20 protein-coding genes and 1 tRNA gene are annotated in these 25,573 nt (G+C 69.6%); 16 read left to right on the top strand and 5 right to left on the bottom strand.

All coding sequences use genetic code 11. The annotated features are described in order from the left end of the window. The first annotated feature begins 1 nt into the window (after nt 1). Nucleotides 2-724 (top strand): ZIP family metal transporter, encoded by a 723-nt coding sequence (locus QSJ33_RS03045; protein WP_285722835.1) that lies wholly within the window; start codon nt 2-4, stop codon nt 722-724. A gap of 7 nt (nt 725-731) precedes the next feature. Beyond that, on the top strand, nt 732-3,107 hold the full coding sequence (locus QSJ33_RS03040) for an LPS-assembly protein LptD (protein WP_285722834.1): 2,376 nt from the start codon (nt 732-734) through the stop codon (nt 3,105-3,107). On the opposite strand, the gene QSJ33_RS03035 is transcribed toward QSJ33_RS03040, so the two are convergent. From QSJ33_RS03035 to kdsB, 4 genes are read right to left on the bottom strand one after another with little or no spacing between them, the layout of a single operon-like run. Beyond that, a complete protein-coding gene (locus tag QSJ33_RS03035) occupies nt 3,091-4,470 on the bottom strand; it encodes a GGDEF domain-containing protein (protein WP_285722832.1) in 1,380 nt (459 codons plus the stop codon). The genes QSJ33_RS03040 and QSJ33_RS03035 overlap by 17 nt on opposite strands. Nucleotides 4,471-4,519: 49 nt before the next feature. Then, nucleotides 4,520-5,659 carry an alanine racemase gene (alr, locus tag QSJ33_RS03030; protein ID WP_285722831.1) on the bottom strand — a complete coding sequence of 380 codons (1,140 nt, stop codon included), beginning with the start codon at nt 5,657-5,659 and terminating at the stop codon, nt 4,520-4,522. Then, nucleotides 5,656-6,624 (bottom strand): thioredoxin-disulfide reductase, encoded by a 969-nt coding sequence (gene trxB, locus QSJ33_RS03025; RefSeq protein ID WP_285722830.1) that lies wholly within the window; start codon nt 6,622-6,624, stop codon nt 5,656-5,658. The genes alr and trxB overlap by 4 nt, the downstream gene beginning before the upstream one ends. A gap of 46 nt (nt 6,625-6,670) precedes the next feature. Further along, nucleotides 6,671-7,456: a 3-deoxy-manno-octulosonate cytidylyltransferase gene (kdsB, locus tag QSJ33_RS03020; protein WP_285722828.1), complete on the bottom strand. Its 786-nt coding sequence runs from the start codon at nt 7,454-7,456 to the stop codon at nt 6,671-6,673. 81 nt (nt 7,457-7,537) lie between these two features. Between kdsB and QSJ33_RS03015 the strand changes: the two genes are divergently transcribed. From QSJ33_RS03015 to QSJ33_RS02985, 7 genes are all read left to right on the top strand, one after another. Next, nucleotides 7,538-9,571 carry a chemotaxis protein CheA gene (locus QSJ33_RS03015; protein ID WP_285722827.1) on the top strand — a complete coding sequence of 678 codons (2,034 nt, stop codon included), beginning with the start codon at nt 7,538-7,540 and terminating at the stop codon, nt 9,569-9,571. Next, nucleotides 9,564-9,998, top strand: coding sequence for a chemotaxis protein CheW (locus QSJ33_RS03010; RefSeq protein WP_285722825.1), 435 nt, complete (start codon nt 9,564-9,566; stop codon nt 9,996-9,998). The genes QSJ33_RS03015 and QSJ33_RS03010 overlap by 8 nt, the downstream gene beginning before the upstream one ends. Nucleotides 9,999-10,064: 66 nt before the next feature. Then, nucleotides 10,065-11,066 (top strand): beta-ketoacyl-ACP synthase III, encoded by a 1,002-nt coding sequence (locus tag QSJ33_RS03005; RefSeq protein WP_285722823.1) that lies wholly within the window; start codon nt 10,065-10,067, stop codon nt 11,064-11,066. A gap of 14 nt (nt 11,067-11,080) precedes the next feature. Next, nucleotides 11,081-11,611, top strand: coding sequence for an RsmD family RNA methyltransferase (locus QSJ33_RS03000; protein WP_285722821.1), 531 nt, complete (start codon nt 11,081-11,083; stop codon nt 11,609-11,611). Further along, complete coding sequence (locus QSJ33_RS02995) at nt 11,577-14,123, top strand: HAMP domain-containing methyl-accepting chemotaxis protein (RefSeq protein WP_285722820.1); 2,547 nt, start codon at nt 11,577-11,579, stop codon at nt 14,121-14,123. Before QSJ33_RS03000 ends, QSJ33_RS02995 begins: the two co-directional genes overlap by 35 nt. A 42-nt stretch (nt 14,124-14,165) precedes the next feature. Next, nucleotides 14,166-15,836: a sensor histidine kinase gene (locus tag QSJ33_RS02990; RefSeq protein WP_285722819.1), complete on the top strand. Its 1,671-nt coding sequence runs from the start codon at nt 14,166-14,168 to the stop codon at nt 15,834-15,836. Next, a complete protein-coding gene (locus QSJ33_RS02985) occupies nt 15,833-17,641 on the top strand; it encodes a response regulator (protein WP_285722817.1) in 1,809 nt (602 codons plus the stop codon). Before QSJ33_RS02990 ends, QSJ33_RS02985 begins: the two co-directional genes overlap by 4 nt. A gap of 3 nt (nt 17,642-17,644) precedes the next feature. Here QSJ33_RS02985 and QSJ33_RS02980 read toward each other — a convergent pair whose 3' ends face one another. Then, nucleotides 17,645-18,337: a CoA transferase subunit A gene (locus QSJ33_RS02980; RefSeq protein ID WP_285722815.1), complete on the bottom strand. Its 693-nt coding sequence runs from the start codon at nt 18,335-18,337 to the stop codon at nt 17,645-17,647. Between the two features lie 133 nt (nt 18,338-18,470). On the opposite strand from QSJ33_RS02980, the gene QSJ33_RS02975 reads away from it, so the two are divergent. The 7 genes from QSJ33_RS02975 to QSJ33_RS02945 all read left to right on the top strand — a co-directional run bounded on the left by QSJ33_RS02975 (nt 18,471) and on the right by QSJ33_RS02945 (nt 25,556). Continuing rightward, nucleotides 18,471-19,022, top strand: a complete 552-nt coding sequence (locus QSJ33_RS02975; protein WP_285722813.1) for a D-glycero-alpha-D-manno-heptose-1,7-bisphosphate 7-phosphatase — start codon at nt 18,471-18,473, stop codon at nt 19,020-19,022. Beyond that, entirely contained in the window at nt 19,019-19,768 is a 750-nt protein-coding gene (sfsA, locus tag QSJ33_RS02970) for a DNA/RNA nuclease SfsA (RefSeq protein WP_285722811.1), read from the top strand. Before QSJ33_RS02975 ends, sfsA begins: the two co-directional genes overlap by 4 nt. A gap of 25 nt (nt 19,769-19,793) precedes the next feature. Further along, nucleotides 19,794-20,909 carry a glycine cleavage system aminomethyltransferase GcvT gene (gcvT, locus tag QSJ33_RS02965; RefSeq protein WP_285722809.1) on the top strand — a complete coding sequence of 372 codons (1,116 nt, stop codon included), beginning with the start codon at nt 19,794-19,796 and terminating at the stop codon, nt 20,907-20,909. Between the two features lie 58 nt (nt 20,910-20,967). Then, nucleotides 20,968-21,354 (top strand): glycine cleavage system protein GcvH, encoded by a 387-nt coding sequence (gcvH, locus tag QSJ33_RS02960; protein ID WP_285722807.1) that lies wholly within the window; start codon nt 20,968-20,970, stop codon nt 21,352-21,354. 4 nt (nt 21,355-21,358) lie between these two features. After that, a complete protein-coding gene (locus QSJ33_RS02955; protein ID WP_285722805.1) occupies nt 21,359-23,392 on the top strand; it encodes a LysM peptidoglycan-binding domain-containing protein in 2,034 nt (677 codons plus the stop codon). A 51-nt stretch (nt 23,393-23,443) separates the two neighbouring features. Then, a tRNA-Ala gene (locus tag QSJ33_RS02950) sits at nt 23,444-23,519 on the top strand. Between the two features lie 54 nt (nt 23,520-23,573). After that, nucleotides 23,574-25,556 carry an ABC-F family ATP-binding cassette domain-containing protein gene (locus QSJ33_RS02945; protein ID WP_285722803.1) on the top strand — a complete coding sequence of 661 codons (1,983 nt, stop codon included), beginning with the start codon at nt 23,574-23,576 and terminating at the stop codon, nt 25,554-25,556. Nucleotides 25,557-25,573: the final 17 nt, after the last annotated feature.

Here is a 25,573-nt window from a genome sequence, read left to right as displayed (position 1 = left end):
CGTGGCCCTCTACTGGCTGGCTCCCCTCGCCTCCCTGGCCACCCTCCTGGGCGGCTGGGGGGTCGTGCGGTTCCTGCAGGGGCGGGCCCACTACATGCGGCTGCTCTCCGGCGTCGCCGCGGGCTACCTGCTGTCCGTGACCCTGGTGCGCGTGATCCCCGAATGCATCGAGCCCGCCATCGGCGGAGAGCGGAACGCCTTCTGGGTCCTCGCGGGGTACCTGCTGGTGCATGTGATGGAGCACGGCATCACGCTGCACTTCCACTACGGGGAGGAGACCCATCGCGGCTCGCCCATCAGCGGCGTGATGGCCCTGGTGGGGCTGTCGCTCCACAGCCTCATGGACGGCGTCTCCATCGGCGCGGCCCTGGCCATGGGCAGCAACCTCGGGCCCCTGGTGGTCCTCGGCATCCTGCTCCACCGGATTCCGGAGGGGGGCACCATCGCCTCCATCTTCCTGGTGCGCGGATTCGGGAAACGGGGCGCGCTGCTGGCCGCGGGCACCCTCGCCCTGGCGGCGCTGCTCGGGGCCACGGGCCAGGCCCTGCTGCACCTCCCCCCGGGCCCCACGCTCGGGCTCACAGGCGGATTGGCCCTCTACGTCGCCAGCTCGGACCTGCTGCCGGAAGTCCAGAAGGAACCCGGTCCCCGCGGGGCACTGGCCCTCCTGGGCGGCGTCGCCATCTTCCTCCTGAGTGCGCGCTTCCTGCCGCACGTCCACTGAGGCGGCCATGGGACGGGGGCGGAGCAGGGGCCTGGCGCTGGGGGCGGTGGCTGCGGCCCTGACTGCCCAGGGCCTGCCACCCATCCCGGATCCACCCCCGTTCCAGGCGCCCACGCCCGCCGAGCTGATGCCCCTGCGCCCCTTCCGGCTGGACCAGGGCCCCGGCGGCGGCCGGGTTCCCTTCGACTGGCGCGGCGACAAGGTCAGCGAGGTGGGCGACACCTGGATCCTGGAGCAGGGCGCCATCCAGGCCGAGGGCATCCTCCTGCTGGCCGACCGCATCGAGTACCACCTCCAGGACGGCCTCCTGGAAGCCGAGGGCCACATCCGCCTCGAGGCTCCCGGGCTCCGCCTGCGGAGCGAACGGCTCCGCATGGACTGGAAGCGGCGCTCCGGCGAGGCCTGGGCCCTGCAGATGGACCTGCCTCCAAGCTGGACCTTGCGTTCCAACCATGTGGCGTTCACCACCCTGAAGCTCTGGGCATTCGAAGGCGTGGAGCTGAGCCCCTGCCCCGAGGAGGAGCCGGGCTGGAAGGCCCGGCTCACCAGCCTCAAGGTGAACCTGGACGGCTTCGCGACCCTGTGGAACCCCCGCATCCAGCTCCGGGGGCTCGGGCCCATTCCCATCTTCTACCTGCCCTACGCCCTCTATCCCGCCCAGGCCAAGCGGACCTCGGGGCTCCTGCCGCCCACCCTCGGCGCCTCGAGCTCATTCGGTACGCAGGTGGGGCTCTCGTACTACCAGGTACTGGGAGACACGGCGGACGCCACCTTCTCGCCGGAGTACTTCAGCAAGGAGGGCACCCTCTGGGGCGGCGAGCTGCGCTGGAATCCCGATCCGACTCACTACGGCACCTTCTCGGGCCGGACCATCCACCAGCGGACCCTCGGCATCCAGCGCTACCGGTACGCCCTGAAGGAAGTCTGGCAGCGGGAGGACGGCTGGCAGCTCACGGCCGACGTGAACCAGGCCTCGGACAACATGGTGGATGCGGACTTCGGGAAAGGGCTGGGACAGCTGGGCGCTCCGAGCTTCGATTCCGCCCTGTACCTGGGGCGGAACACCACCTTCGGCAGCCTCAGCCTCTCCATGGCGGAGCAGCGCTCGTTCTTCTACAACAATGAGCTGGGAACCCCCTCGATCACACAGGGCTTCATCCCCTCCCTGCGACGGCGAACCCTGCCCCAGGGGGAGTTCCGCTTTTTCCCCGTGCCGGTGTTCGGTCCCTTCTACCTGGATGGCGGTCTCCGGGTGGGGCGGTTCGCCTACCTCATCGACAGCTACAGCTACGACATCCCGGACCCCACCGATCCCGCGAAAACCATCATGGTCACGGTCCCGCCCCAGGACTACGGGTGGGGCCGGGAGGACGCCAACACCCGCCTGCACGGCCGCCTGGGCCAGTGGGGTCCCTTCCGCGCGGACCTGGAGGTGATGGGGCGTGTGACCCACTACTCGAACACGCTCCGGAATCCGATCTTCGATCCGACGGCCGGCGCCAATGGCAGCGCCGTCGCTCCCGCGGCGCTGTCGACCATCAGCCCCTTCCAGGTGGACGGGCCTTCCGCCACCCGGCTGGTGGGTTCGGAACATCTCAGGCTCTCGGGGCCCCAGGTGGGGCGGACCTTCGAACACTTCACCCTGCTGGGCTACTCGGGCGAACTGAAGCACATCCTGGAGCCCTATTTCGGGTTCACCAACACCAGTGGCTACCGGGAGGCCGGTGCCATCCCCCGCTTCGATGCCGTGGACTCCGCCCCCGGCGTGAACGACAGCGCCTCCGGGGAGCGCAGCGTGGAGCTGGGCCTGAAGCAGCACTTCCTCGGGCGGCCCTCCGGCGGCGGGGCCTTCACGGACCTGGCCCGGCTGAGCATCTCCACCCGGTACTACGCGACGCCGATCATCCTCAACGACGGCCGCTACAAGAAGGGCTGGGCCTCCCTGGACACGGACCTGAGCGTGGAGCCGGACGAGCGGTTCCGGATCAACTTCCGGCGCTCCTCGGACCTGGGGCCAGGCGGGTCCGACAACGCCCTGAGCCTGGACCTGAAGTCGAGCGCCGCCAGCCGGCTGAGCCTCGCCTACTTCTCCACGGGCATCAACCGGTTCCTGGTCCGGCAGCGGGGCGTCCAGCTGGGCGGGATCCACCGGGTCTGGGACGACCGGTTGCGGCTCGAATTCTCCGGGAACTACGACTTCGAGATGCACAGGTTCGCCTCGGGCCAGGTGGCCCTGGCCTATGTGGAGCCCTGCGTGGCCTACATCCTGAAGCTCACCCACGTGGCCTTGAACACGAACCTCGTGTCCGGCGGCCGCGAGAACCGGGTGGACCTCACGCTCTCGCTGCGCGGGATCGGGGATCTCTTCAGCTATCGCCGCTGAGGCTTCCGCGCGGGACCTCGCCCCCCGCCGCGACCACCACCCGGTTGCGCCCCAGGGACTTGGCCTGGTACAGCGCCCGGTCCACGGCGGACAGCAGACCGGTGGGTCCAAGGTCCATGGGGCCCCCCACGCCGAAGCTCATGGTGGGGAAGATGGTCTGCCCGCCGGCCAGGAGGAAGGCCTCCTCGTCGATGCGGCGCCGGAGCTTGTCAGCCACTTCGGTCCCGGCCTTCAGGGAGGTCTCGGGCAGCAGGACCGCGAATTCCTCGCCGCCGATGCGGAAGGCGAGGTCGGACTTGCGGAGCGAGGCGCGCAGGCGGGCGGCCATCTCCCGGAGCACTTCGTCACCCACGGGGTGGCCGAAGCGGTCGTTGATGAGCTTGAAATGGTCCACGTCGCCCAGCAGGAGCACGAACGACCGGCGGTGACGCTCCCACTGGAGGAGGGCATGCTCCAGGTTCTGGTCGAAGGCGCGCCGGTTCAGGAGCTCGGTGAGGGGGTCCGTCAGCACCTCGTTGCGGAGGGCCGCGGCCTCGATCTCCAGCATGCTCCGCCGCTCCCGGAGGTCATGGACGGCCGACTCGAACTCGGCCTGGATCCGCTTGGCGTGGGCCCACTCGATGGCCCGCTTGCAGGCGTGGAGCAGCCGCGGGGCCGAGAGGGGCAGGCCCAGCCAGTCCGACACCCCCGCCAGCAGCAGCTTCCGTTGCACGGCCTCGTCCCGCACCTGCCCCAGGAGGATGGTGTAGGGCAGCCCGCCGGATTCGCGGAGCCCGGCCAGCAGCTTCATGGCCCGCGGCACGCCGCCACCGGAGAGCCCCAGGAGCAGGACCGGCGCCCGGAGGGCCTCCTGGGCCTGGGCGGCATTGCGGAGCGGTGGGGTATGCACCTCCATGTGGAAGTGCTGCAGCAGGTCCCGGGCACGCTGGGCCAGGGCGGGGTGGAGGCCCAGGGCCAGGACGGGGACCTTCGGCGCCTGCTCCCGCGAGGCGGCCCCGGCCATCACGGGACCCAGGTGGTTCAGCAGCTGCTGGATGCTGTAGCCCGCCCCGATGAAGCCATCGCCTTCGGCCTCCTGGAGGGCCAGCGTGTCCGCCTCCTCGGCCGGGCGGTCGAGCACGAGGAAGATGGGGAGGTTGCTGAACAGGACACGCGATTCGCCACGGAGGAGCCGGCAGAGCCGGTAGCCATCCATGGGGTCGCCCAGGGCGTCCACGAGGAGGACATGGGCTTCGTCCCAGCTGTCGTCCGCCAGGGCCGCCAGGGGGTCGGGGGCGTGCAGCACCCGGTGCCCGGCCCCCTCGAAGGCCATCCGGAGGCGTTCGACGAGGTCGTCATGGCGGGAAATGACCAGTAGGTTCATGGTGGGGCGCGGCTTCGCCACCCCATGGTAGGACCTTAGCTGTCAGATATCAGGAGAAAAAGCGGCGCGTGATGCGGCGATGGAGTCCGCAGGTCAGCTCGTAGGGGATGGTGCCGAGGGCCGAGGCCAGCCGTTCGAGGCAGTGCGGCGCCGCCGGATCCGAGCCGAACAGGACCATGGGATCCCCGGGGGCGACGGGCACGTCCACCGGCAGGGCCACGGTGAGGTAGTCCATGGAGACGCGCCCCACCACGGGATAGGTGCGGCCCCGGTACCCCACCACGGCCCGGTTGCCCAGGTCGCGGCGGTAGCCGTCGGCGTAGCCGCAGGCCAGGGTGGCGATCTGGAGGGGGTGGGGCGCCACGAAGGTGCGCCCATAGCCCACGGTCGTGCCGGCGGGGACCGCCTTCACGCGGGCCACCTCGGCCACCAACTCCAGGGCAGGTTCAAGGCCCAGGGCCCGGCCTTCCGGCACCAGGGTGAGGCCGTACAGCGCCAGCCCCGGCCGCACATGGGTGTCGTCCCCCAGGAGGCCCCGCAGGCAGGCGTCGCTGTTGCCGTGGTGGCGCTGGGCGGGATGGATGCCGGCGTCCCGCAGCTGGGCCAGGCAGGCCTCGAACACCCGACGCTGGCGGAGGGCGAAGCCCTGGTCGGGATCGTCCGCCGTGGCGAAGTGGCCCATGGCCCCGTCGATCCAGGGGGCCAGCGCCCCCAGGGCCGGCAGGCATTCGCCCAGCTCGGAGGGCAGGAAGCCGAAGCGGCCCATGCCCGTATCCAGCTTGAGGTGCAGCTTCAGGGGATGGTCGGGCAGGAGACGGGCATAGTCCGCCAGGTGCTCCGGACCCACCAGGGCGATGGTGAGCCCTTCGGCGCTGGCGGCGGGGACGGCCTCCGGTCGGAGGCCCCCCAGCACCAGGATCGGGCAGGCAACCCCGCCCTGGCGCAGCTCGAGGCCCTCTTCCAGGCTCGAGACGGCCAGGCCAGCGGCCCCGGCCTCCGACAGGGCCCGCCCCACGGGCACGGCACCGTGACCGTAGGCGTTGGCCTTCACCACGCCCCAGATCCCCCGGCCCCCGGCGGCCTCCCGCACGCGGGCGAAGTTCCGCGCCACCCGCCGGAGGTCCACTTCGGCCCTGAGGGCCCGGCCCTCGGGGTGCCGCTTCAGGGGTTCCAGGTGCTGCTCATTCACTCCGCAAGGCCCTGCTCGGCCAGCCAGCGCTCCGCGTCGATGGCGGCCATGCAGCCGCTGCCGGCCGCGGTGATGGCCTGGCGGTAGGTGTGGTCCTGCACGTCGCCGCAGGCGAAGACGCCCGGAATGGACGTGCGGCTGGAGCCCTTCTCCACCTGGAGGTAGCCGGTCTCGTCCATGGGCAGCTGCCCCTCGAAGAGGGCCGTGTTGGGCTGGTGGCCGATGGCCACGAAGAGTCCCTCCACGGGCAGCTCGGACACGGAGCCGTCGACGGTGTCCTTCAGCTGCAGGGCGCGGATCTTCTCCACCTTCTCGCCCATGGGGGTCTCATGGGTGGACGTCAGCACGTCCAGCACGACCTTGTTCCACACGGGGTGGATCTTCTCGTTCTTGAAGGCCCGCTCCTGCATGGCCTTGGAGGCGCGGAGCTTGTCCCGCCGGTGGATGAGGTGGACCTTCGTGGCGAACTTGGTGAGGAACACCGCTTCCTCCACCGCGGTGTCGCCCCCGCCCACCACGGCGATCTCCTTGCCGCGGAAGAAGAACCCGTCGCAGGTGGCGCAGGCGCTGACGCCGCCGCCGGAGCGGGAGAGGACCTCGTCCTTGCCGATGCCCATCCACTTGGCGGAGGCGCCGGTGGCGATGACCACCGCGTCGGCGGTGTACTCATCCTTGTCCGTGGTCAGGCGGAAGGGCCTCGATTGCAGATCCGCCTTGAGCACCGTCTCGGACTTGATCGTGGTGCCGAACCGGAGCACCTGCTCCCGCATCTCGTCCATGAGGGCGGGGCCCTGGATGCCCTGCCTGAAACCGGGGAAGTTCTCCACCTCGGTCGTGATGGTGAGCTGGCCGCCGGGCTGGACACCCTCGAAGACGAGGGGGGCCAGGTTGGCCCGGGAGGCGTACAGGGCTGCGGTGTAGCCCGCGGGACCGGTACCGATCACGACGACTTTGTGGTGGCTCACAGAGGTCTCCTGGCAAGGAACGGGGCGGGGGGCCCAGTGGACCAGTCTAGCGCGCCAGTCCCCGCTCCCGCAGCAGGGCCTCGGCCGCGGCCACGTCCCCGGGCACGTCCACGCCCAGGCTCAGGTAGGGCGTCTCCGCCACGCCGATGGGGATGCCTGCCGCCAGGGCGCGCAGCTGCTCCAGCATCTCCAGCTGCTCCAGGGGGTGGGGGGCCAGCCGCGTGAAGGCCTTCAGGGTGTCTGGCCGGTAGGCGTAGAGGCCCAGGTGGCGCTTGAAATGGGCCAGCTGCTCCGGTTTCATCCAGGGCCGGAAGTCCGGCTCGAACACGGAGCTGTTCCGCAGGTAGGGGATGGGGCTGCGGCTGAAGTAGAGGGCGCGTTTCCGGTCATCCACCACCACCTTCACGGCGTTGGGGTTGAACAGCTCGTCGGGGCTGGCGAAGGGGCAGGCGGCGGTGCCCATGGGCAGGTCCGGCTGGTCCCGCATGAGGGCCACCACGGCCGCCACGGTCTCCGGGTGCATGGCCGGTTCGTCGCCCTGGATGTTGAGCACGCAGTCGAAGGATTCCCCGAGGGCCTCCAGGGCGGCGGCGGTGCGGTCGGTGCCGGAGGGCAGGGCCGGATCGGTCATGACGGCCTCGCCCCCGAAGCCCCGGACGGCCAGGGCGATCCGGTCGTCGTCCGTGGCCACCACCACCCGGTCCACCCCGGGGGCCCGGCGGGCGGCCTCGAAGACCCACTGGATCATGGGCCTCCCGGCGATGGGAGCCAGGGGCTTGCCGGGGAACCGGGTGGCCTGGAAGCGGGAGGGCAGGACGGCGAGGGTGCGCATGGGCCCAGTCTAGCCGTTTGTCCGCCGCACGAACTCAGGCCCGGGCGCCCGCCTGCCGAAGGGTCGGCATCGGGAGCGCGCTTGGACCAACCCTTCGAGGATGTGTGGGCGGAATGGGAGGACCTGTTCGGGCAGGCCCGCCAGACCCTCGCCTCCCTGAAGGAGAGCCAGCCGGCCCATGTGGTCCAGGCGGGCGTGAACGCCCTCTTCCGAACGACCCACACCCTGAAGGGCATGGCGGGCATGCTGGGCTTCCCGAGCTTCAGCCGGGCCGCCCACCGCATGGAGGACATCTTCGACCTGATGCGGAAGGGCCGGCTCCGCTCCACGGATTCCCTGGTGGAGACCCTCGAGGCGGGCATGCAGGCCCTGGAATCGGGGTTCGACGGCCTGAAGCGGGGCCGTCCCGAGCCCGAGGACTACCTCCAGGGCCTCCGGCGGGAACTCGGGGAACTGGAGGCCCTGGCCCGCCCCGCCGCAGGGGAGAGCCAGGACCTGAGCGCCCTGCTGGACCTCCCGGCCGAGCCCCTGAAGGCGCTCTCGGACTACGAGCGGACCCGGGTGACCAGCGCCCTGATGGACGGCGTCCCCATCCACGGCCTGGCCATCTGCCTGGATTTCGCCACCTTCGACGACCGCCTGAGGCGATTCAGCGAGGGGTTGGCGCGCCAGGGGGAGATCATCTCGACGCTGCCTTGGGAGGTGCCCGAGGAGCGGGAGGGGCTGGCCTTCATGATCCTCCTCGCCGGGCCCTCCCTGGCCCTTGACGGCATCAGCGTTGAACCCGGGGAGATCCTCGAGTCCCGGGTCCTGGCCGCTCCGGAGTGGGTCCCGAAGAGCCTGCGGGCGGAGATCCTGGCGGAGCCGGAGCCTGGAACGGCCCCCGCAGCTGAACCGCAGCCCGAGCCGTCCCCTGCGGTCCCGGTCCAGGAGACGGAGATCCTCCGGCTCCCGGCCCAGCGGGTGGAGGCCCTGGAGGCCCGGCTCATGTCGGTTGCCCAGATGCGGGATGCCGTGAGCGGGTTGCTGCGGAAGGCGACCCAGGCCCAGGCCGAGGATCCCCTCGGCATTCTGGGGCGGATGGAGGAAGGGCTCCTGGATGTCCAGAAGGCCCTCCTCCAGATGCGGATGGTGAAGGTCGACACCCTCTTCTCGCGCCTCGAACCCATGGTCCGGACGCTCAGCCGGGACATGGGCAAGCCCGTGCGCCTGACCCTCCAGGGCGGGGACCTGGAGATCGAGCGGGGCATCGTGGGCCGCCTGGGGGAACCCTTCCTCCACCTCGTGCGCAACGCCATGGACCACGGCCTGGAGCCACCCGAGGAACGGCGGGCCATGGGGAAGAGCGAGGCGGGCACCCTCCGGATCACCGCCTCGCGGCGGGGGCGCATCATCCGCTTCGACATCCGGGACGACGGCCGGGGCTTCGACCTGGCGCGGATCGAGGAGAAGGGCCTCGCCATGGGCCTGCTCCAGCCCGGGATATCGGTGTCCCAGGAGCGTCTGCACCGGCTGGCCCTGGAACCCGGGTTCTCGACCCTGGACCGGGCCTCCCACATCTCCGGCCGGGGCGTGGGCATGGATGTCGTGCGCGAGGAGATCGAGGCCATGGGGGGCGAGATCCTCCTGTCCAGCGAATGGAAGCGCGGCAGCCTGGTGCGCCTGAGCCTGCCGCTGTCCCGGGTGGTGGTGGGCTGCCTGAAGGTCCGGAGCGGGGGCCAGACCTTCGGGATCCCGCTCGCCAATGTCCTGCGGGTCCAGGTGGGGCACGACCTGCATCGCGGCGGCGACCGGATCCGGGTCCTGGGCATGGAACTCCCGTTCGAATCCCTCCAGGTGTGCCTGGGGCAGGGGGATCCCCCGGAGGGGCAGAGGGCCTTCGTGGTGCTCAGCCAGCCGGGCGGGTCGGCCGGGGCCAGCCTCGAGATCGCCCTGGGGGTGGACGAGGTCTACGGCCGGGCGGAGATCCTCCTCCGCAGCCTCCCGGAGCTGGCCCAGGTTCCCGGGATCATGGGCGGCAGCCTCCAGGAGGAGGGCATCCTCTGGGTGCTTGATCCCGAGGCGGTGCTGGGCCTGGCCATGGACAGCCTCATGCGGCGGGTGGCCCATGCCTGACCAGGGCATCCTCCTCCTGGCCCGAGCTGTCAGCCGGGATCTCCTGCTGGCGGCCTCCGACCTGGTCGAGGTCCTGCCTGCGGGCCCCATCGCGCCGCTGCCGGGGCCGCTGCCCGGCATTGCCGGGGTGATCCTCCACCAGGGTGAATTCCTCCCGGTGCTGGACTGGGCCGCGCTCCCGGGCGAGACCGCTCCCGCCCGGCCGACCGTGGCCATGGCCATCCTCAAGCGACGCCTCGCCCTGCCGCTGGAGTTCCTCTCCGGCGCCCTGGAGGGCGGACGCGAGAACCTGAAGGTGGAACCTCCCGGCGCCGATCCCTGGGCGCCCTTCATGGTCTGCGCCTGTGTCGTCGAGGGCCCGCCGCTGCCGCTCCTGGATTCCGACAAGCTGATCGACTGGCTGCATCAGCGTCGCGCGGGGCGCTGAGCGCGCTCCAGGACTGACCGGAAGGGCCAATCATGCGATGATGGGAGTTCTTTGCCGGAGGCTCCCTTGAATCGTCGCCTTCTCGCCCCTGTGGGCATCACCGCCACTGGGCAGTGCTTCCCGCCGAAGGTGGTCACCAACGACGACCTGTCCAAGATCCTGGACACCAACGACGAATGGATCCGCACCCGCACCGGCATCCGGGAGCGCCGCTGGGTCGAACCCGGCACGGGCGCGTCCCACCTGGGGGCCCCGGCCCTGAAGATGGCCCTCGAGAACCGCGGGATCAAGGCTTCCGACCTGGACCTCATCCTCGTCACCACCGTCACCCCCGACACCCTCTTCCCGGCCACCGCCTGCCGGATCCAGGACATGGTCGGCGCCACCAACGCCTTCGGGTTCGACCTGAACGCCGCCTGCTCCGGCTTCCTCTACGCCCTCACCACGGCCTCGAGCCTGGTGGCCGCCGGCGGCATCAAGCGGGCCGCGGTGGTGGGCGTGGACATCATGTCCACCATCATCAACAAGGAGGACCGGACCACGGCCGTCCTCTTCGGCGACGGCGCGGGCGCCGTGATCGTCGAACGGGTCGAGGAGGGCCTCGGCATCCTGGACTTCGAGCACAAGGTGGACGGTTCGGGCGGCTGCTTCCTCTACATGCCCGCCGGCGGTTCCCTCAAGCCCGCCACCGCCGAGACCGTGGCGAACAAGGAACACACCATCCACCAGGCCGGCAGCGAGGTCTTCAAGAACGCGGTGCGGGAGATGGCGGACAACAGCCGTCTGCTTCTGGACCGGAACGGCCTGAAGGGCGAGGACCTGAAGCTGTTCGTGCCCCACCAGGCCAACATCCGCATCATGGATGCCGCAGCCAAGCGCCTGGAACTGGATCCCGCCCGCATGATGGTGAACATCGACCGCTATGCCAACACCACCACCGCCACCATTCCCACGGCCCTCCACCAGGCGGTGGAGGAGAAGCGGCTGGCCAAGGGCGACCACGTGATCCTGTCCGCCTTCGGAGCAGGCTTCACCTGGGGTTCCACCCTCCTGCGCTGGGCCTACTGAGCCAGAGGAACGCCATGCGCATCATCGCGGGAACCTTGAGGGGGCGGAGGCTCGCGGCTCCCCCCCCGCAGGACCTGCGGGTCCGCCCGACCTCGGACCGGGCCCGGGAGGCCCTGTTCTCCATCCTCCAGCGCTGGCCCATGGGGCCCTTCCTGGACCTCTGTGCGGGGACCGGGGCCGCGGGGCTGGAGGCCCTGTCGCGGGGGTACGCCCCGGTGACCTGCCTGGAGGTGGCCGAGCCGGGCTGGTCCTGCCTCCGCCGGAACGCGGAGGGCACGGACCTGGTCCTCCTCCGGAGGGACGTCCTGCGCACGGAATCCGGGGATTTCCAGGGCCAGGCGGTCCTTTTCCTGGATCCCCCCTACGAACTGGCGCCCGGGATGTGGACCGCCCTGGCGGCCCGGCTGCGGTCCTGGGTCGCCCCGGCGGGTGTCCTGGTCTTCGAGACGGATCGGAAAACCGCGCTGGAATTTCAGCCGGGCTGGGAACTGGCCGAAACACGCGAGTATGGTGCAGCCCGATTCCATTTCTGGACCCCGGCCTGAGTTCAAGGCCGCGGCGCCGACCCTGCTGGCGCCGGAGACGCTCCGCCTCGTCCTGGGGCGGTCGCGGAAGGCGGCTGTGCTGGTCTGGTGCGGGGTGTTCCTGGTGGCCGCCCTCCTGTTCTACTTCTCGGCCCCGCCGGGATTCCGGTACACCCTTGGGGGGGCGACCTGGACCCTGCTGATCCTGGCCATCTGCGCAGGCGCGTCCCTGCTCCACCTGCAGGGGCTTCGCCGCACCCTGGAGGAGCGGACCCTGGGCCCCGATCTCTACCGACCCCTGACGCGGTTCCCCCAGTCGACCTCCATGCTCACCCTCTACGTGGGGATCTGCCTGTCGGCCCTCACCTACCTCTGGCTGAAGCTCTACCTCCGCCAGAGCATCTGGATCAGCTTCGCCACCATGGGCATCTTCCTGGATCTGGCGATGATGGGATCCATCGCGCACTACTTCCTGGCCAAGCAGAACCTCATGCGGGTGTTCCGGATCCTGGCCGGGCAGGAGGGCTTCAACGAATCCTATTCCCGGTTCCGGGCCGGCCTCCGGTCCAAGTTCGGCTTCGGGGTGCTGGGGATCATGGTGGGCGTGCTGGTGCTGTCCATCCTTGTCTCGGGGCTCACCCTGCAGACCTCCATCCGGGCGAAGGTGACCAGCTACGCGAGCAAGGAGCTGGCGAATCTGGCGGATTCGGTGGCCTTCGTGCAGGAGATGAACACCACGCCCGATGACATGACGGCCTTCCTGGGCACCCTCAAGCTGGGGGCCGGCGGGGGCGTCTCCCTGAAACTTCCCGAATCCAAGGGCGGAGCGCTGCTCGGTTCGGGCCTCAAGGTCGCCGGGGCCGCGGACATCCTCGTGGTGCAGCCGCTTCCGGACGGATCCGAACTGCGGGCCGTCATTCCCGAACGGGAGTACGCGGATGCCGTCTGGAAGGCCCTCCGGCCCAACATCGTCCTGCTGATCGGCGGCGCCCTCTTCTTCACCTACCTCATCCGCCTGATCCTCCGGGACGTCCAGCAACCCATCCTCCTCCTCAGCCGCAACGCCCAGCGGGTGGGCGAGGGGCGCATCGATACGCTGGAGGCGGTCTACAGCGACGACGAGGTGGAGGTCCTCGCCCATGGCTTCGGCCGCATGGCGGCCAGTCTCCGGGGCATGGTGGTGCAGATCCGCTCCGCCAGCCGCGACCTGGCCAAGGCGGCCACGGCCATCCGGGAGTCCGCGGATGGGGTCCGCCAGTCCAGCCAGGGGCAGCGCGAACTCATTGAGACCTTCCACGAGGAGATCAACGACCTCTCCGAGACCTCCATCGGGATCAGCGCCAGTTCCATGGAGCTGAGTCTGGCCTCCGAGAGCACCAACACCACCATCGTCGAGATGGCGGCCACCGTGCAGCAGATCAACCAGAGCATGGACGAGCTCCTGATGGTGGTGGAGGGCATCACCTCGGCCATCCGCGACTTCGATACGGCCATCAAGAACGTGGGCAAGAACGTGGACCACCTGGCGGCCCATGCCGAGCACACCAAGGAATTCGCCGAGAACCTGGAGCAGAGCACCTCCGCCATCGACGACAGCGTGAAGATCGCCCAGCGCTACGCCAAGAAGGTGATCCACAACGCCGCCCGCGGGATGGAACTCGTGGCCAGGAACCGCGAGAAGATGCAGGTCATCGAACGGGTGGTGCAGGACTTCCACAGCACCACGAAGACCCTCCTCCAGCTCGGCGCCGACATCGCCAAGATCCTCGACTACATCGGCGAACACACGCAGCAGACCAACATGCTCGCCCTCAACGCAGCCATCATCGCCGCCCAGGGCGGAGCGGGAGGGGAGGGACAGGCCAAGGGATTCTCGGTGGTGGCCGACGAGATCAAGCTGCTCTCCGAGCAGACGGGCCGCTCCACGCGCGACATCCAGCAGATCATCGGGACCCTCCAGGCCGAGATCCGGAAGGCCTACCAGCAGGTGGAGCTGGGCCTGGACGCCGTCCGGGACGGCTCGGATTCCGTGGGCCAGAGCGAAGAGGCCCTCCAGGCCATCCTCGAATCCGTGAGCGAGACGAACAGCGTGGTGGAGAGCATCCTCACCGAGACCCTCCAGCAAGCCGGCCAGGCGGCGCTCATCCATGAGGCCAACCGGAACATCCACACTCAGGTGGAGACCATCCGATCGGTCATCGATGAGCAGCAGCAGACCAGCAACTACATCCTCTCCCTGGCCATGAACGTCCAGGAGGCCACCAGCGTGGTCCGGGACTCCACCAAGGAGCAGAGCGCCGGCAGTGACGAGATCGCGAAGGCCACCGAGCAGGTGAGGACCCTGGCCTCGAACCTCCACGAGATCCTGGCCCGCCAGGAGGAGCATGTGCTGTCCCTGAAGGAGACCATGAACCGCGTCCTCGGGAAGGCCGTGGAGAGCGAAGGGGCCATCGAGGCCTCCAGCGGCTACGTGGAGCAGCTGAGCGTGCAGGTCCACATGCTCAACCGCGAGGTAAACCTCTTCAAGCTCTAGCCGGGCGGGATGCTAGCCTAGTGCCAGCTTCCCGGGCCCCGCATGTACCGCCTCTCCATCAAGACCAAGCTGAGCGCTGTCATCAGCGTGCTGGTCCTGTCGTTCATCTCGTTCAACCTGCTCTACTACCCCCGCTGGGTGGAGCAGCAGATCATGGCTCAGGCGGAGCTGAGCGCCCGGCAGGTGGCCGAAACCGCCAGCTACGCGCTGAGCCCGGCCGTGAGCGCGAACAACCCCAGGGACATCGCCAAGGTGCTCCAGGGCGTGCAGAACATCCCGGCCTTCCGGTTCAGCGCCGTCTTCGGGGCGGGCGGCGAATCGTTGGACAGCACCCCCACCACTCCCGAGTGGGCCTCGTCCTATGTGCTGAAGGATGGCGTCTCCCGCACCTTCAACCGGCGGTCCGAGGGGATGCTGGTGGCCGTGGCGCCGGTCTTCTACGAGGAGCCGCGGGCCGACAAGGTGGGAACGCTGGTGCTCGGTTTCACCACGGAGGGCACCCAGAGGGCGGTGCGGGACAACATCCGCTCCAGCCTCGCGGTGGGTCTGGTCACCCTCGTCCTGGGCATCGCGGTGGCCATCCTGCTCTCGAACCGGTACCTCCGGCCGGTGATCCAGCTGACGGAGGCCGCCCAGAAGGTGGCCCAGGGGAACCTCGAGGCCGTGTCCCTCCATGTGACGACCCGGGACGAGATCGAGGACCTCAGCCATTCCTTCGCGGTGATGACGGACAAGCTGCGGTTGTCCCGGGACGAGATCGAGCGGCAGAACCGTCTGCTGGAATACCGCGTCCAGGAGCGGACCCGGCAGCTGATGGAGACCATCTGGGAACTGGAGGAGATCCGGGCCAACCTCGAGCAGCTGGTGCAGGAACGCACCCGCGGACTGGAGCAGAGCCGCACGGAGCTGCGGGCCTGGGCCAGCACCCTTGAGGAGAAGGTCCGCGAGAAGACCCGGGAACTGCAGGAGCTGAACGAGAACCTGCTGGTCAGCTACCAGAAGCTGAAGGAGGTGGACCATCTGAAGGACGAGTTCCTGGCGAACATGAGCCACGAGCTCCGCACTCCCCTGAACGCCATCATCGGCTTCTCGGGGATGCTCATGCAGGATCCCTCCGGGCGCCTGCCCCAGGAGGCCAGGGAGGATCTCCAAATCATCTACCAGAACGGGAGGGCCCTGCTGGGGCTCATCGACTCCATCCTGGACCTCTCGAAGATCGAGGCGGGGAAGATGGAACTGGAACTGGAGGCGGTGGACCCTGTCCAGCTGCTGGACGAAGTCAAGGCCATGGCCGCTGGACTGATCCAGGAGCGCCCGATCCGGCTGGAATTCGTGCGGCCCGAGGCGGGCGTGCGGGTGATGGGCGACCGGGACCGGCTCCGGCAGGTCTTCACGAACCTGGTGGGGAACGCCATCAAGTTCACCGAGGAGGGTGTGGTCCGCATCCTCGCAGGGTGTTCCGGGGGTGCGTTCCAGGTGCGGATCGAGGATTCGGGGATCGGCATGACGGAGGAGGAGCTGGGCCGGCTGTTCAAGCCCTTCCAGCAGGTGGACGGCAGCATCACCCGCCGGTTCGGCGGCACGGGGCTGGGGCTGGCCATCTCCCAGCGGTTCATGGGGCTCATGCACGGGCGGATCTCGGCCACCAGCCGGAAGGGCAGCGGGAGTACCTTCATGGTGGAAATGCCCGTGCTTGAGGAGGGCGCGGAATGAATTCCGGAAACCGGATCCTCTGCATCGAGGACAACGCCATGAACTGGCGCCTGGTCCAGCGGCTGCTGTCCCAGGCGGGCTACGAGATGCACTGGGCCGAGGATGGGCTGAAGGGCTGCGAGATGGCTTCCACGCTCAAGCCGGATCTGGTCCTGCTCGACATCAACCTGCCCGGGCTCTCGGGCTTCGAGGTGGCCACGAAACTGCGGCAGGATCCGGGCCTGGAGGGCCTCCTGATCGTGGCCCTCACCGCCAAGACCATGCGGAGCGACCGGGAGACGGCCCTGGTGACGGGGTGCGACGGGTTCATCTCCAAGCCCATCGACCCCTTCCTGTTCGTGGGCCAGGTGGAGGCCTACTTCGGCGGCCACCGCGACCGGCTCGAGCAGGGACGGGAGGGCGCGGCCCTCCGGCAGTTCAGCCAGCAGGTGGTGGAGCATCTCGAAACCCAGCTGCGGCAGGCCCAGGAAGCGAACCAGAAGCTCCTGGAGGCCCAGGCCGCCCTGGAGCACCGGAATCGGCTGCTCTCGCGGCTCCTGGCCCTGAGCCGGGACATCATCCCCATGCGGGAGGCTTCGGGCATCCTCGTCCGGATCCTCGACCAGCTGGGCGAGGACCTTGGCCTGGACCGCCTCTCGGCCTACCGCATCCACCCGAGCGGGGGCTATTTCCAGGGCACCTCCCGCGATTCCGAGGGGTGCCGCGAGGCCCCGGTCCTTGCCGCGGACCATCCCTTGGTCCTGAGGATGGCCGGCCTTCCCCGGGGGACCTCCCTCTCGGGCCGCGACCTGCGCCAGTCCCCGCTCTGGGAGCCAGGGGCCGAGGCCGGGTACTGGGACCACCGGTCCGAAGGGCTGCTCCTCCCGCTCCATGGGGAATCCGGCCGGGAGGGGCTCTGGGGCTTCCTGGCGGCGTCCCGGGAGAAGGCCTTCCTTCCCTTCGAGTCCGAGCATGCGGCCCTCCATGCGGGCCTGGTGCAGGTCTGCCTGGAGAACGCGGAGCTGATCCACAACCTCGACGAGACCAGCCGGGCCCTGGGTACCAGCTATGAGCGCCTGGAGGTGGCCTACGTGGACCTGCAGAAGGCCCAGAAGGCCCTTGGGGCCCAGGAACGGGACGCCGCCCTCGGCTCCCTCTTCACCAACATGGCCCAGCGGCTCCAGGCCCCGGTGAAGGTCCTCCAGCTGGAGACGGTCGTCCTGAAGGACTACATGGACCGGCCGGATGTCCCCCCACAGGAGGAGCGGGTGGAATGCCACCTCTCCATGGGGCGGATCCAGGCCGCCATCGAGGAGGTGGAAGGCTTTGTCGGGGCCCTGCTCCGGCGGGCCGGGCAGGGCCGGGCCGCCACCCCCGAATGGATCCACCTGCATGGCCTCATCCGGCAGGAACTCGACCTGATGAAGGCCGAGGGCAGCCTTCCCCTGGAGGCGGGCATGGCGCTGAACTTCCAGGCCAGCCGGGACCTCCTCTTCGGGGTCTACCAGGATTTCGCCGACATCCTGGGGTATCTGGCGGCCCACGCCCTGGGAGGCACCGCAGCGGGCTTCCAGCTCCGCACCTGGGGCGGCCAGAGCCATTTCCGGTTGGAACTCGAGGACGAAGGCGGTCCGGTTTCCTCTGAGGCGCTGGCCAGAGCCTTCGAACCCTTCTCGGAACTGAGGCCCCAGGCCGCCTCCCCGGGGCGTCAGCCCGGAGCCGGCCTGCCGGCCTGCGCCCAGCTGATCGGGGCCTACCGGGGCACCATCGAGATCGAGAACACGGCCAGGGGCACCCGCGTCAGGTTCAGCCTGCCGATGGACTAGGGCCTAGCGGGTGACGACCTTCTCGATCCGCTTCTCGTAGGCCGTCCCCAGTACCAGCCGATGCACGAAGATGCCGGGGGTGTGGATCTCGTCGGGATCGAGGGCGCCCACCTCGACGATCTCCTCCACCTCGGCGATGCAGATCCGTCCGCAGGTGGCGGCCATGGGGTTGAAGTTCCGCGCCGTCTTCCGGTAGACGAGGTTGCCCAGCCGATCGGCCTTCCACGCCTTCACCAGCGCAAAATCGGCGAAGATCCCCTGCTCGAGGACGCACTCCCGGCCCCGGAAGAGCCGCGTCTCCTTGCCTTCGGCCACCTTCGTGCCGGCACCGGTGGGGGTGAAGAAGGCCGGAATGCCCGCCCCCCCGGCCCGCATGCGCTCAGCCAGGGTGCCCTGGGGCACCAGCTCCACCTCGAGCTCGCCGTGGAGGAACTGGCGCTCGAACTCGGCATTCTCGCCCACATAGCTGCTGACCATCTTCCGGACCTGGCGGTTCCGGAGCAGGATGCCCAGGCCGAAGTCGTCCACGCCGGCGTTGTTGGAATAGCAGGTGAGATCCTTCACGCCCCGGTCGGCCAGGGCCGCGATGAGGTGCTCCGGGATGCCGCACAGGCCGAACCCGCCCACGGCCAAGTGGGCTCCGTCGGGGATGTCGTTCACGGCTTCGAGGGCGGTGGGCACGCGCTTGTCGATCATGCGGAATCCTCGGATGATTCGTGTCCAGTGTGCCACCGGCGGGCTGCCGCAGGCGAGTTGCCTGTCGTGACGGGTTCACGCGCCCGGGGGCCGTGTCAGACTGGTGGGCGGACTGGCAACCCGGAGCGCACCCGTGAGACCGGCGGTATTCCTCGATCGCGATGGCACCCTCAACGAGGAGGTGGACTACCTCTCCGATCCGGATCAGCTGGTGCTCATACCGGGCGCTGCGGCCGCCGTGGCCCGCCTTAATGCCAAGGGGATCCCGATCGTGGTGGTGACGAACCAGAGCGGCATCGGCCGGGGCAGGTACGGATGGCAGGACTTCGCGGCGGTCATGAGCCGGATGAGCACCCTGCTGGCCCTGGAGAACGCCCGCATCGACGCGGTCTACGCCTCCCCCCACCACGAGCTGGGGCATGGGGAGTACGCCGTGGCGGACCACCCGGACCGGAAGCCGAATCCGGGGATGCTGCTGCGGGCGGCGGAGGACCATGCTCTCAACCTGTCGCGCTCCTGGATGGTGGGCGACAAGGCGGTGGACCTGGAGGCGGGGCGCCGGGCCGGCTGCCGGGTGGCCCTGGTCCGCACGGGCTACGGGGCCACCGTGGACGGATCGGGTGCGGACCTGGTGGCGGCGGACCTTGCCGAGGCCGTGGATCGCATCCTGGAATCCTGGCCGTGACCGTTCCCCTCGTCGAGAAGGCCGGACTGGTCGCCGGCACCCTCCTCCAGCGCTACAAGCGCTTTCTGGCAGATGTGCGGCTGGAGGACGGCACCGTCGTCACGGCCCACTGCACCAATACGGGCTCCATGAAGACCTGCTGGGAGCCCGGGGACCGGGTGCTCCTGGAGCCTGCGGCGAACCCCGACCGGAAGCTGAAGTTCACGTGGCTGGCCTGCGAGCGGGGCCCGGGAGCCTGGATCGGCGTGGATACGGGCCTGCCGAACCGCGTGGTGGCGGAGGCCGCCCGGAGGGATGCGCTTCCGGGGCTTCCCGGCCTCCGGGGGGTCCGCACCGAGGTGAAGTACGGCGCCGAGAACAGCCGCATCGATGTGCTGGCCCAGGATGCGGAGGGCCGCGAGGTCTTCATCGAAGTGAAGAACGCGACCCTGAAGGCTGGAGACTGGGTCCGGTTCCCGGATGCCGTCACCGAGCGGGGGACCAAGCACCTGCGCGAGCTGCAGGCCATGGTCCGGGAGGGCCACCGGGCCGCCATCGCCTTCTTCGTCCACCGGACGGACGTGACGGCCTTCGATGCGGCCCGGGCCATCGATCCGGCCTACGCGGCGGAGCTGGATCGCGCCGCCGAGGCCGGTGTGGCTGTGCTGCCCCTGGCTGTGCGGCTGGTCACAACCATGGAATCCGGCGGTCTCTGGCGTCTGCACTGGGAACTCCCGGGTCTTCTGCCCTGGCGACCGGAGCGCTAGACTGGGGCTTCTCCCGGGAGTTCCCATGTCCACCGTCGCGGCCGAGCTGAAGAAGACGCCCCTCAATGCGGCCCATCGGGCCCTCAACGCGAAGATGGTGGATTTCGGGGGCTGGGACATGCCCGTGCAGTATCCCGCCGGCATCCTCGCGGAGCACGAGGCGGTCCGCACCAAGGCCGGCCTCTTCGACGTGAGCCACATGGGTGAGATCCGTGTGAAGGGCCCCGGCGCCCTGGCCCTGGTGGAGCACCTGACGCCCAACGCCGTGTCGAAGCTGGCCATCGGGCAGGTCCACTACACGGCCTTCCTCTACGAGAACGGCACCTTCGTGGATGACCTGCTGGTCTACCGCGAGGGCGAGCAGGAGTTCCTGCTGGTGGTGAACGCCGGCAACTCAGACAAGGACTTCGCCTGGGTGCAGCAGCACGCCAAGGGCTTCGACTGCACGGTGGTCAACGAGAGCCCCGCCACGGGCCAGATCGCCCTGCAGGGGCCGCTGTCCGTGGGCATCCTCCAGCCCCTCACGAAGACGCCGCTGGAGCCCATCGGCTACTACTTCTTCACCCACGGCGAGGTGGCCGGGATCAAGTGCCTCATCAGCCGTACCGGCTACACGGGCGAGGACGGGTTCGAACTCTACTGCGCCGCGGACGACACCGAGAAGCTCTGGAACGCCGTGATGGCCGCCGGGACCCCCAAGGGGCTGCTGCCCGCGGGCCTGGGGTGCCGCAACACCCTGCGCCTGGAATGCAAGATGGCCCTCTACGGCCATGAGATCGACGACACCATCCATGCCCTCGAGGCCGGGCTTGCCTGGATCGTGAAGCTCGACAAGGGCGACTTCATCGGCCGCGACGCCCTGCTGGCCGCCAAGGCGGCGCCCGCGCCCCGGAAGCTGGTGGGCTTCAAAACCCTCGAGAAGCGCGACATCGCCCGCGACCACATGCCCGTGGTGCAGGACGGGAAGCAGGTCGGCTTCGTCACCAGCGCCGCCCCGTCCCCCACCTGCGGCATCAACCTGGGCCTGGCCTACGTCCCCACCGAACAGGCGAAGGTCGGAGGCCGCATCCAGATCGAGATCCGCGGCCGGGCTGTGGATGCCGAGATCATCCCCACCCCCTTCTACAAGCGGCAGAAGTAGCCGCCCGCCAACCGCCACCACCACCGCCAACGATCACCCGTTCCCTTCCGGAGGCTCCATGTTCCCTGCCGACCTCAAGTACACCAAGGACCACGAGTGGCTGAAGCCCATGGGTGACGGCACCGCCCTGGTGGGCATCACCCACTATGCGCAGGATGCCCTGGGCGACGTGGTCTTCGTCGATCTGCCCGAGGCCGGCGAGGCCTTCGGCACCGGCGAGGAGTTCGGCACGGTGGAGTCGGTGAAGACCGTCTCCGAGCTGAACATGCCCTCCGAGGCCGAGATCCTGGAAGTGAACGCGGCGCTGGCGGATCACCCCGAGGCCGTGAATGAGGATCCCTACGGCAAGGGCTGGATGGTGAAGGTGCGCCTGAAGGGCGCCCTGGCCGCCGACCTGATGGACGCCAAGGCCTACGAGGCCCTGGTGAGCGCCGAGAGCCACTAGGCCCATGGCCTGGCCCCTCCTGACGGTCCTCCTCGCCTGGGGGGCCGTCCCCGCGCAGACGCCCCCGACCCCGCCCGTGGCCCCGCCCGGGGTCCAGCGGCCGACGGCCAAGGCCCAGCCCCCGGTGCCATCGGACGTCCCCCAGACGGACGAGGCCCGGGTCGCCCGGCTGAAGGCCCTGGTGGAGGAGGCCGCGCAGGCCATCGAATCGGAGGATTTCCGCACCGCGTCCGACCGGCTGGACGCGGTGGATGTGCTGACCTCGGACTGGTCCACCACCCTCCTGCGGAAGCCGGAGGTCCAGGTGCTCCTGCAGCGGGTCCAGGACCTGTCCACGCAGATTCCCGCCCCGGCCGGTCTCGAGCCCGAGCCCGGCATCAAGGCCCAGGAGGAGGTGGTCTCGCTCACGGGAGAGGATCTGCGGGCCGAGCTGGAGCGCGTCCGACTGGCCGAGCGGGACACCTCCTATGACTTCCCCATCGACCTGAACGACAAGGTCCTGACCTGGGTGAACCTCTTCACGACCACCAAGAAGGGGTTCATGGAGAACGCCCTCGGGCGGGCCTCGATGTACCTGCCCATGATCCGGCAGGTCTTCGCGGAGGAGGGCATCCCGCAGGACCTGGCCTACCTCGCCGTGATCGAGTCGGGCTTCCGCAACGAGGCCAAGAGCCGGGCCCGCGCCGTGGGCATGTGGCAGTTCATCCGCTCCACGGGGCGTCTCTACGGCCTGAGCTACAACCGCTGGATCGAGGAGCGGCGGGATCCGGTGAAGGCCACCCGGGCCGCCGCCCGCTACCTCAAGCGGCTCTACGAGGAGACCGGCGACTGGTACCTGGCCGTGAGCAGCTACAACGCCGGTCCCCTTAGCCTGGAGCGCGCGGCGCAGAACCTGGGTACCCGGAACTTCTGGGACATGGCCCGCTCGCGGTGGCTCCGCAACGAGACGAAGAACTACGTGCCGGAACTCTGCGCGGCCATCCTGGTGGGCCGTCATCCGGACCGCTACGGCATCCAGCTGGACGCCCTGCCGCCCTTCGCCTACGAGACCGTGCCCGTCCCCGCCAGCATGGGCCTGGCCGTGCTCGCCCGCCTGGCGGAGACCGACGTGGCCACCCTGAAGCACCTGAATCCCGAGCTGCTGCGCCCGTCCACCCCGCCGGGCAGCTACACGCTGCGCGTGCCCCCGGGCAAGGCGCTGATCTGCGCCCGGGCCCTCGCGAAAGGGCTGGGCGGCAAGGTCGAGCGGGAGCATCTCTACACCGTCCGCCGGGGGGATACCCTTGCGAAGGTGGCTCGGCGGCTGGGCGTCGACCCTGAGGATCTGCTGGCGGAGAACGGCATCACCGCCCGCCAGTTCCGCCCGGGCCGCCGCCTCCGGGTGCCCCTGGCCGGAACCGGCGGGCTGGACGCCCGGACGCGGCGGGAGCTGGAGGGAGACCGGGCCCTGGAGGCGCTGCCCTACCTGCCCAGCGCCGACGTGGCCACCCTGCCTGGTCCCGTGGCCGGCGCCGGCGACCGCGGGGCGGGGCAGGCCCCGCTCCCGGCGGGACCCACGCCCCAGGCTGAACCGGTCCCGTCCGTTCCCGCCGGGCCGGTACCGGCTCCCGCGCCGGTGACCGCCGCGCCCGTCGCGACGCCGGCTCCCGCGCCGGCCCCCCCTGCATCCACGCCCGAGAGCCGACCCCTTCCTGCCCCTGAGCCCCGTGAGATCCGCGCCCGGCAGGGGGACACCCTGGCCCGGATCGCCCGGGCCCACGGCGTTCCGCTGGGAGAGCTGATCCGCCTCAACCCCGAGGCCGCGCGGCGTCTCCATCCGGGGGATACGGTGCGCCTGCCCGGCGCGGGGGAGGAACCCGGTACCCGCGTGCCCGAGCGGCAGGAAAGCCGTCCCGCCCTCCATGTGGTGAAGCGCGGCGAGACCCTGGCGGCCATCGCCCGGGAGCACCATCTGGAGATCCGGGAACTCCGCCTCTGGAACGGGTTGAAGGGGGACCGCATCCGGGTCGGCCAGCGCCTGCGCCTCGCACCGCGGTGAATCCGCGCTTGCACGGACCGCGGGGTCGTGGGATACTTTGACTTCCCGATTGGGGCCATAGCTCAGCTGGGAGAGCGCTTGCATGGCATGCAAGAGGTCGTCGGTTCGATCCCGATTGGCTCCACCAAACAGAAGGCCACCGCAAGGTGGCCTTCTTGCTGAACGCTGAAGGCTTCCGCCCATGCTCGCCTCGCTCAACCACGTGGATCTCCGCTTCGGCCCCCAGGAGGTGCTGAAGGATGTCACCTGGGCCATCCAGGAGGGCGAGTGCTGGGGCGTCATCGGCCGCAACGGCGCGGGGAAGAGCACCGTCTTCAAGCTGCTGCTCGGCCAGCTCGAGGCGGACCACGGCACCGTGGTGCGGCCCACCAAGGAGCGCGGCATCCGCATGGGCCACTACGCCCAGGACCTCACCCCCGAGACCGGCGGCAGCGTGCTGGAGGAGGCCCTGGCGGCCTTCGGCGACGTGGAGAAGCTGCAGCACGAGATGCGCGAGCTGGAGCACCGGATGGGCGAAGCCGGTGGTGACCTCGAGGCGGTGATGGCGAGGTACCAGAAGGTCACCGAGGCCTTCGAGCACCTCGATGGGTTCACGATCCGGGCCCGCGCCGAAAGCATCCTGCAGGCCCTGGGGTTCGGACCGGCGGACTTCGAGCGCTCCGTGGAAACCCTCTCCGGTGGCCAGAAGAGCCGGGTGATGCTGGCCAAGGCGATCCTCAAGGGCCAGGACCTGCTCCTCCTGGACGAGCCCACGAACCACCTGGATCTCCCGAGCCTGCGCTGGCTGGAGGACTTCATCCAGGACACGGATGCCACCGTGGCCGTCATCAGCCATGACCGCTACTTCCTGGACAAGATCGCCACCTCCATCCTCGAGCTGGAGTTCGGGAACTCGCGGGCCTACGAGGGCAACTACAGCGAGTTCATGGACAAGAAGGAGCAGGAGCTGGAGCTGCTGGAGCGCCACTTCGAGCAGCAGCAGGCCTACATCAAGAAGCAGGAGGAGTACATCCGCCGGAACATCGCCGGCCAGAACACCAAGCAGGCCCGCGGTCGGCGCACCCACCTGGCCAAGCTCGACCGCATCCAGCGGCCCCTGCGGGACCGGCGCAAGGTGAAGTTCAGCTTCCCCGAGACCCAGCGCAGCGGCGATGTGGCGCTGGTGCTGGAGAACGCCAGCGTGGGCTGGGACGGGAAGGCCCTGTACGCACCCCTGGAGCAGCTCCAGGTCAAGCGGGGGCAGAAGCTGGGCATCGTCGGCCTGAACGGCACGGGCAAGTCGACCCTGCTGAAGGCCATCGCGGGCGAGATCCCCTTCATCACCGGCCGGGCGCGTCTCGGCAGCCAGGTGAAGCTGGGCTACTTCGACCAGCATCACCGGAACCTGGATCCCCGCAACACGGTCTTCCAGCAGATCCACGCGGTGAATCCACAGGCAGTGAAGCAGGACGTGCTGGGCTTCCTGGCCAAGTTCCAGTTCCGCGGCGACGACGTGGACAAGCCCGTGACGGCCCTTTCCGGCGGCGAGCGGGCGCGGCTCAGCGTGGCCACGCTCATCCGCCAGGGCGTGAACCTGCTGCTGCTGGACGAGCCCACCAACCACATGGACATCGCCAGCATGGAGGCCATGGAGGACACGGTCCTCAGCTTCACCGGCGCCGTGGTGGTGGTGACCCACGACCGCTACCTGCTGGGCCGCGTGGCGGATTCGCTCCTGCGCATCCATGAGGGCAAGGCCGAACTCCGCGAGGGCGGCTACGAGGACCACCAGGCCTGGGTGGATCTGGATCTGGCCGCGGACGAAGGGGCCGGAAGCCCCGAGTCCGAGCTCGCGAAGAAGTCTGAACGGCGCGTCGAACCGGCGCGGCCGCCTGAACCCGCGAAGAAGGCCGAACCCTCCCCCGCGAAGCCCCGGCCCGTGGACAAGGAGAAGCAGAAGCAGCAGAAGCGGCTGGAGCGCCAGGTGGCCGACGCGGAGGCCAGGGTCACAGAGTTGGAGGGCCGGCTGGCGGTGCTGGGCTCGGAGCTGGCCGCCATGGATCCCTCCGACTGGCAGGCCTTCAACGTGAAGCTGGATGCCCAGAAGGCCCTGGAATCCGAACTGGCCTATGCCATGACGGACTGGGAGGCGGCCCAGGGGGCCCTGGAGGCCTCGCAGGGCTAGACGGGCGGGCCAACACG

The sequence above is a fragment of the Geothrix rubra genome (assembly GCF_030268065.1).
GTDB classification, from domain to species: Bacteria; Acidobacteriota; Holophagae; order Holophagales; family Holophagaceae; genus Geothrix; species Geothrix rubra.
This window is presented reverse-complemented; position numbering and strand designations above follow the sequence as displayed.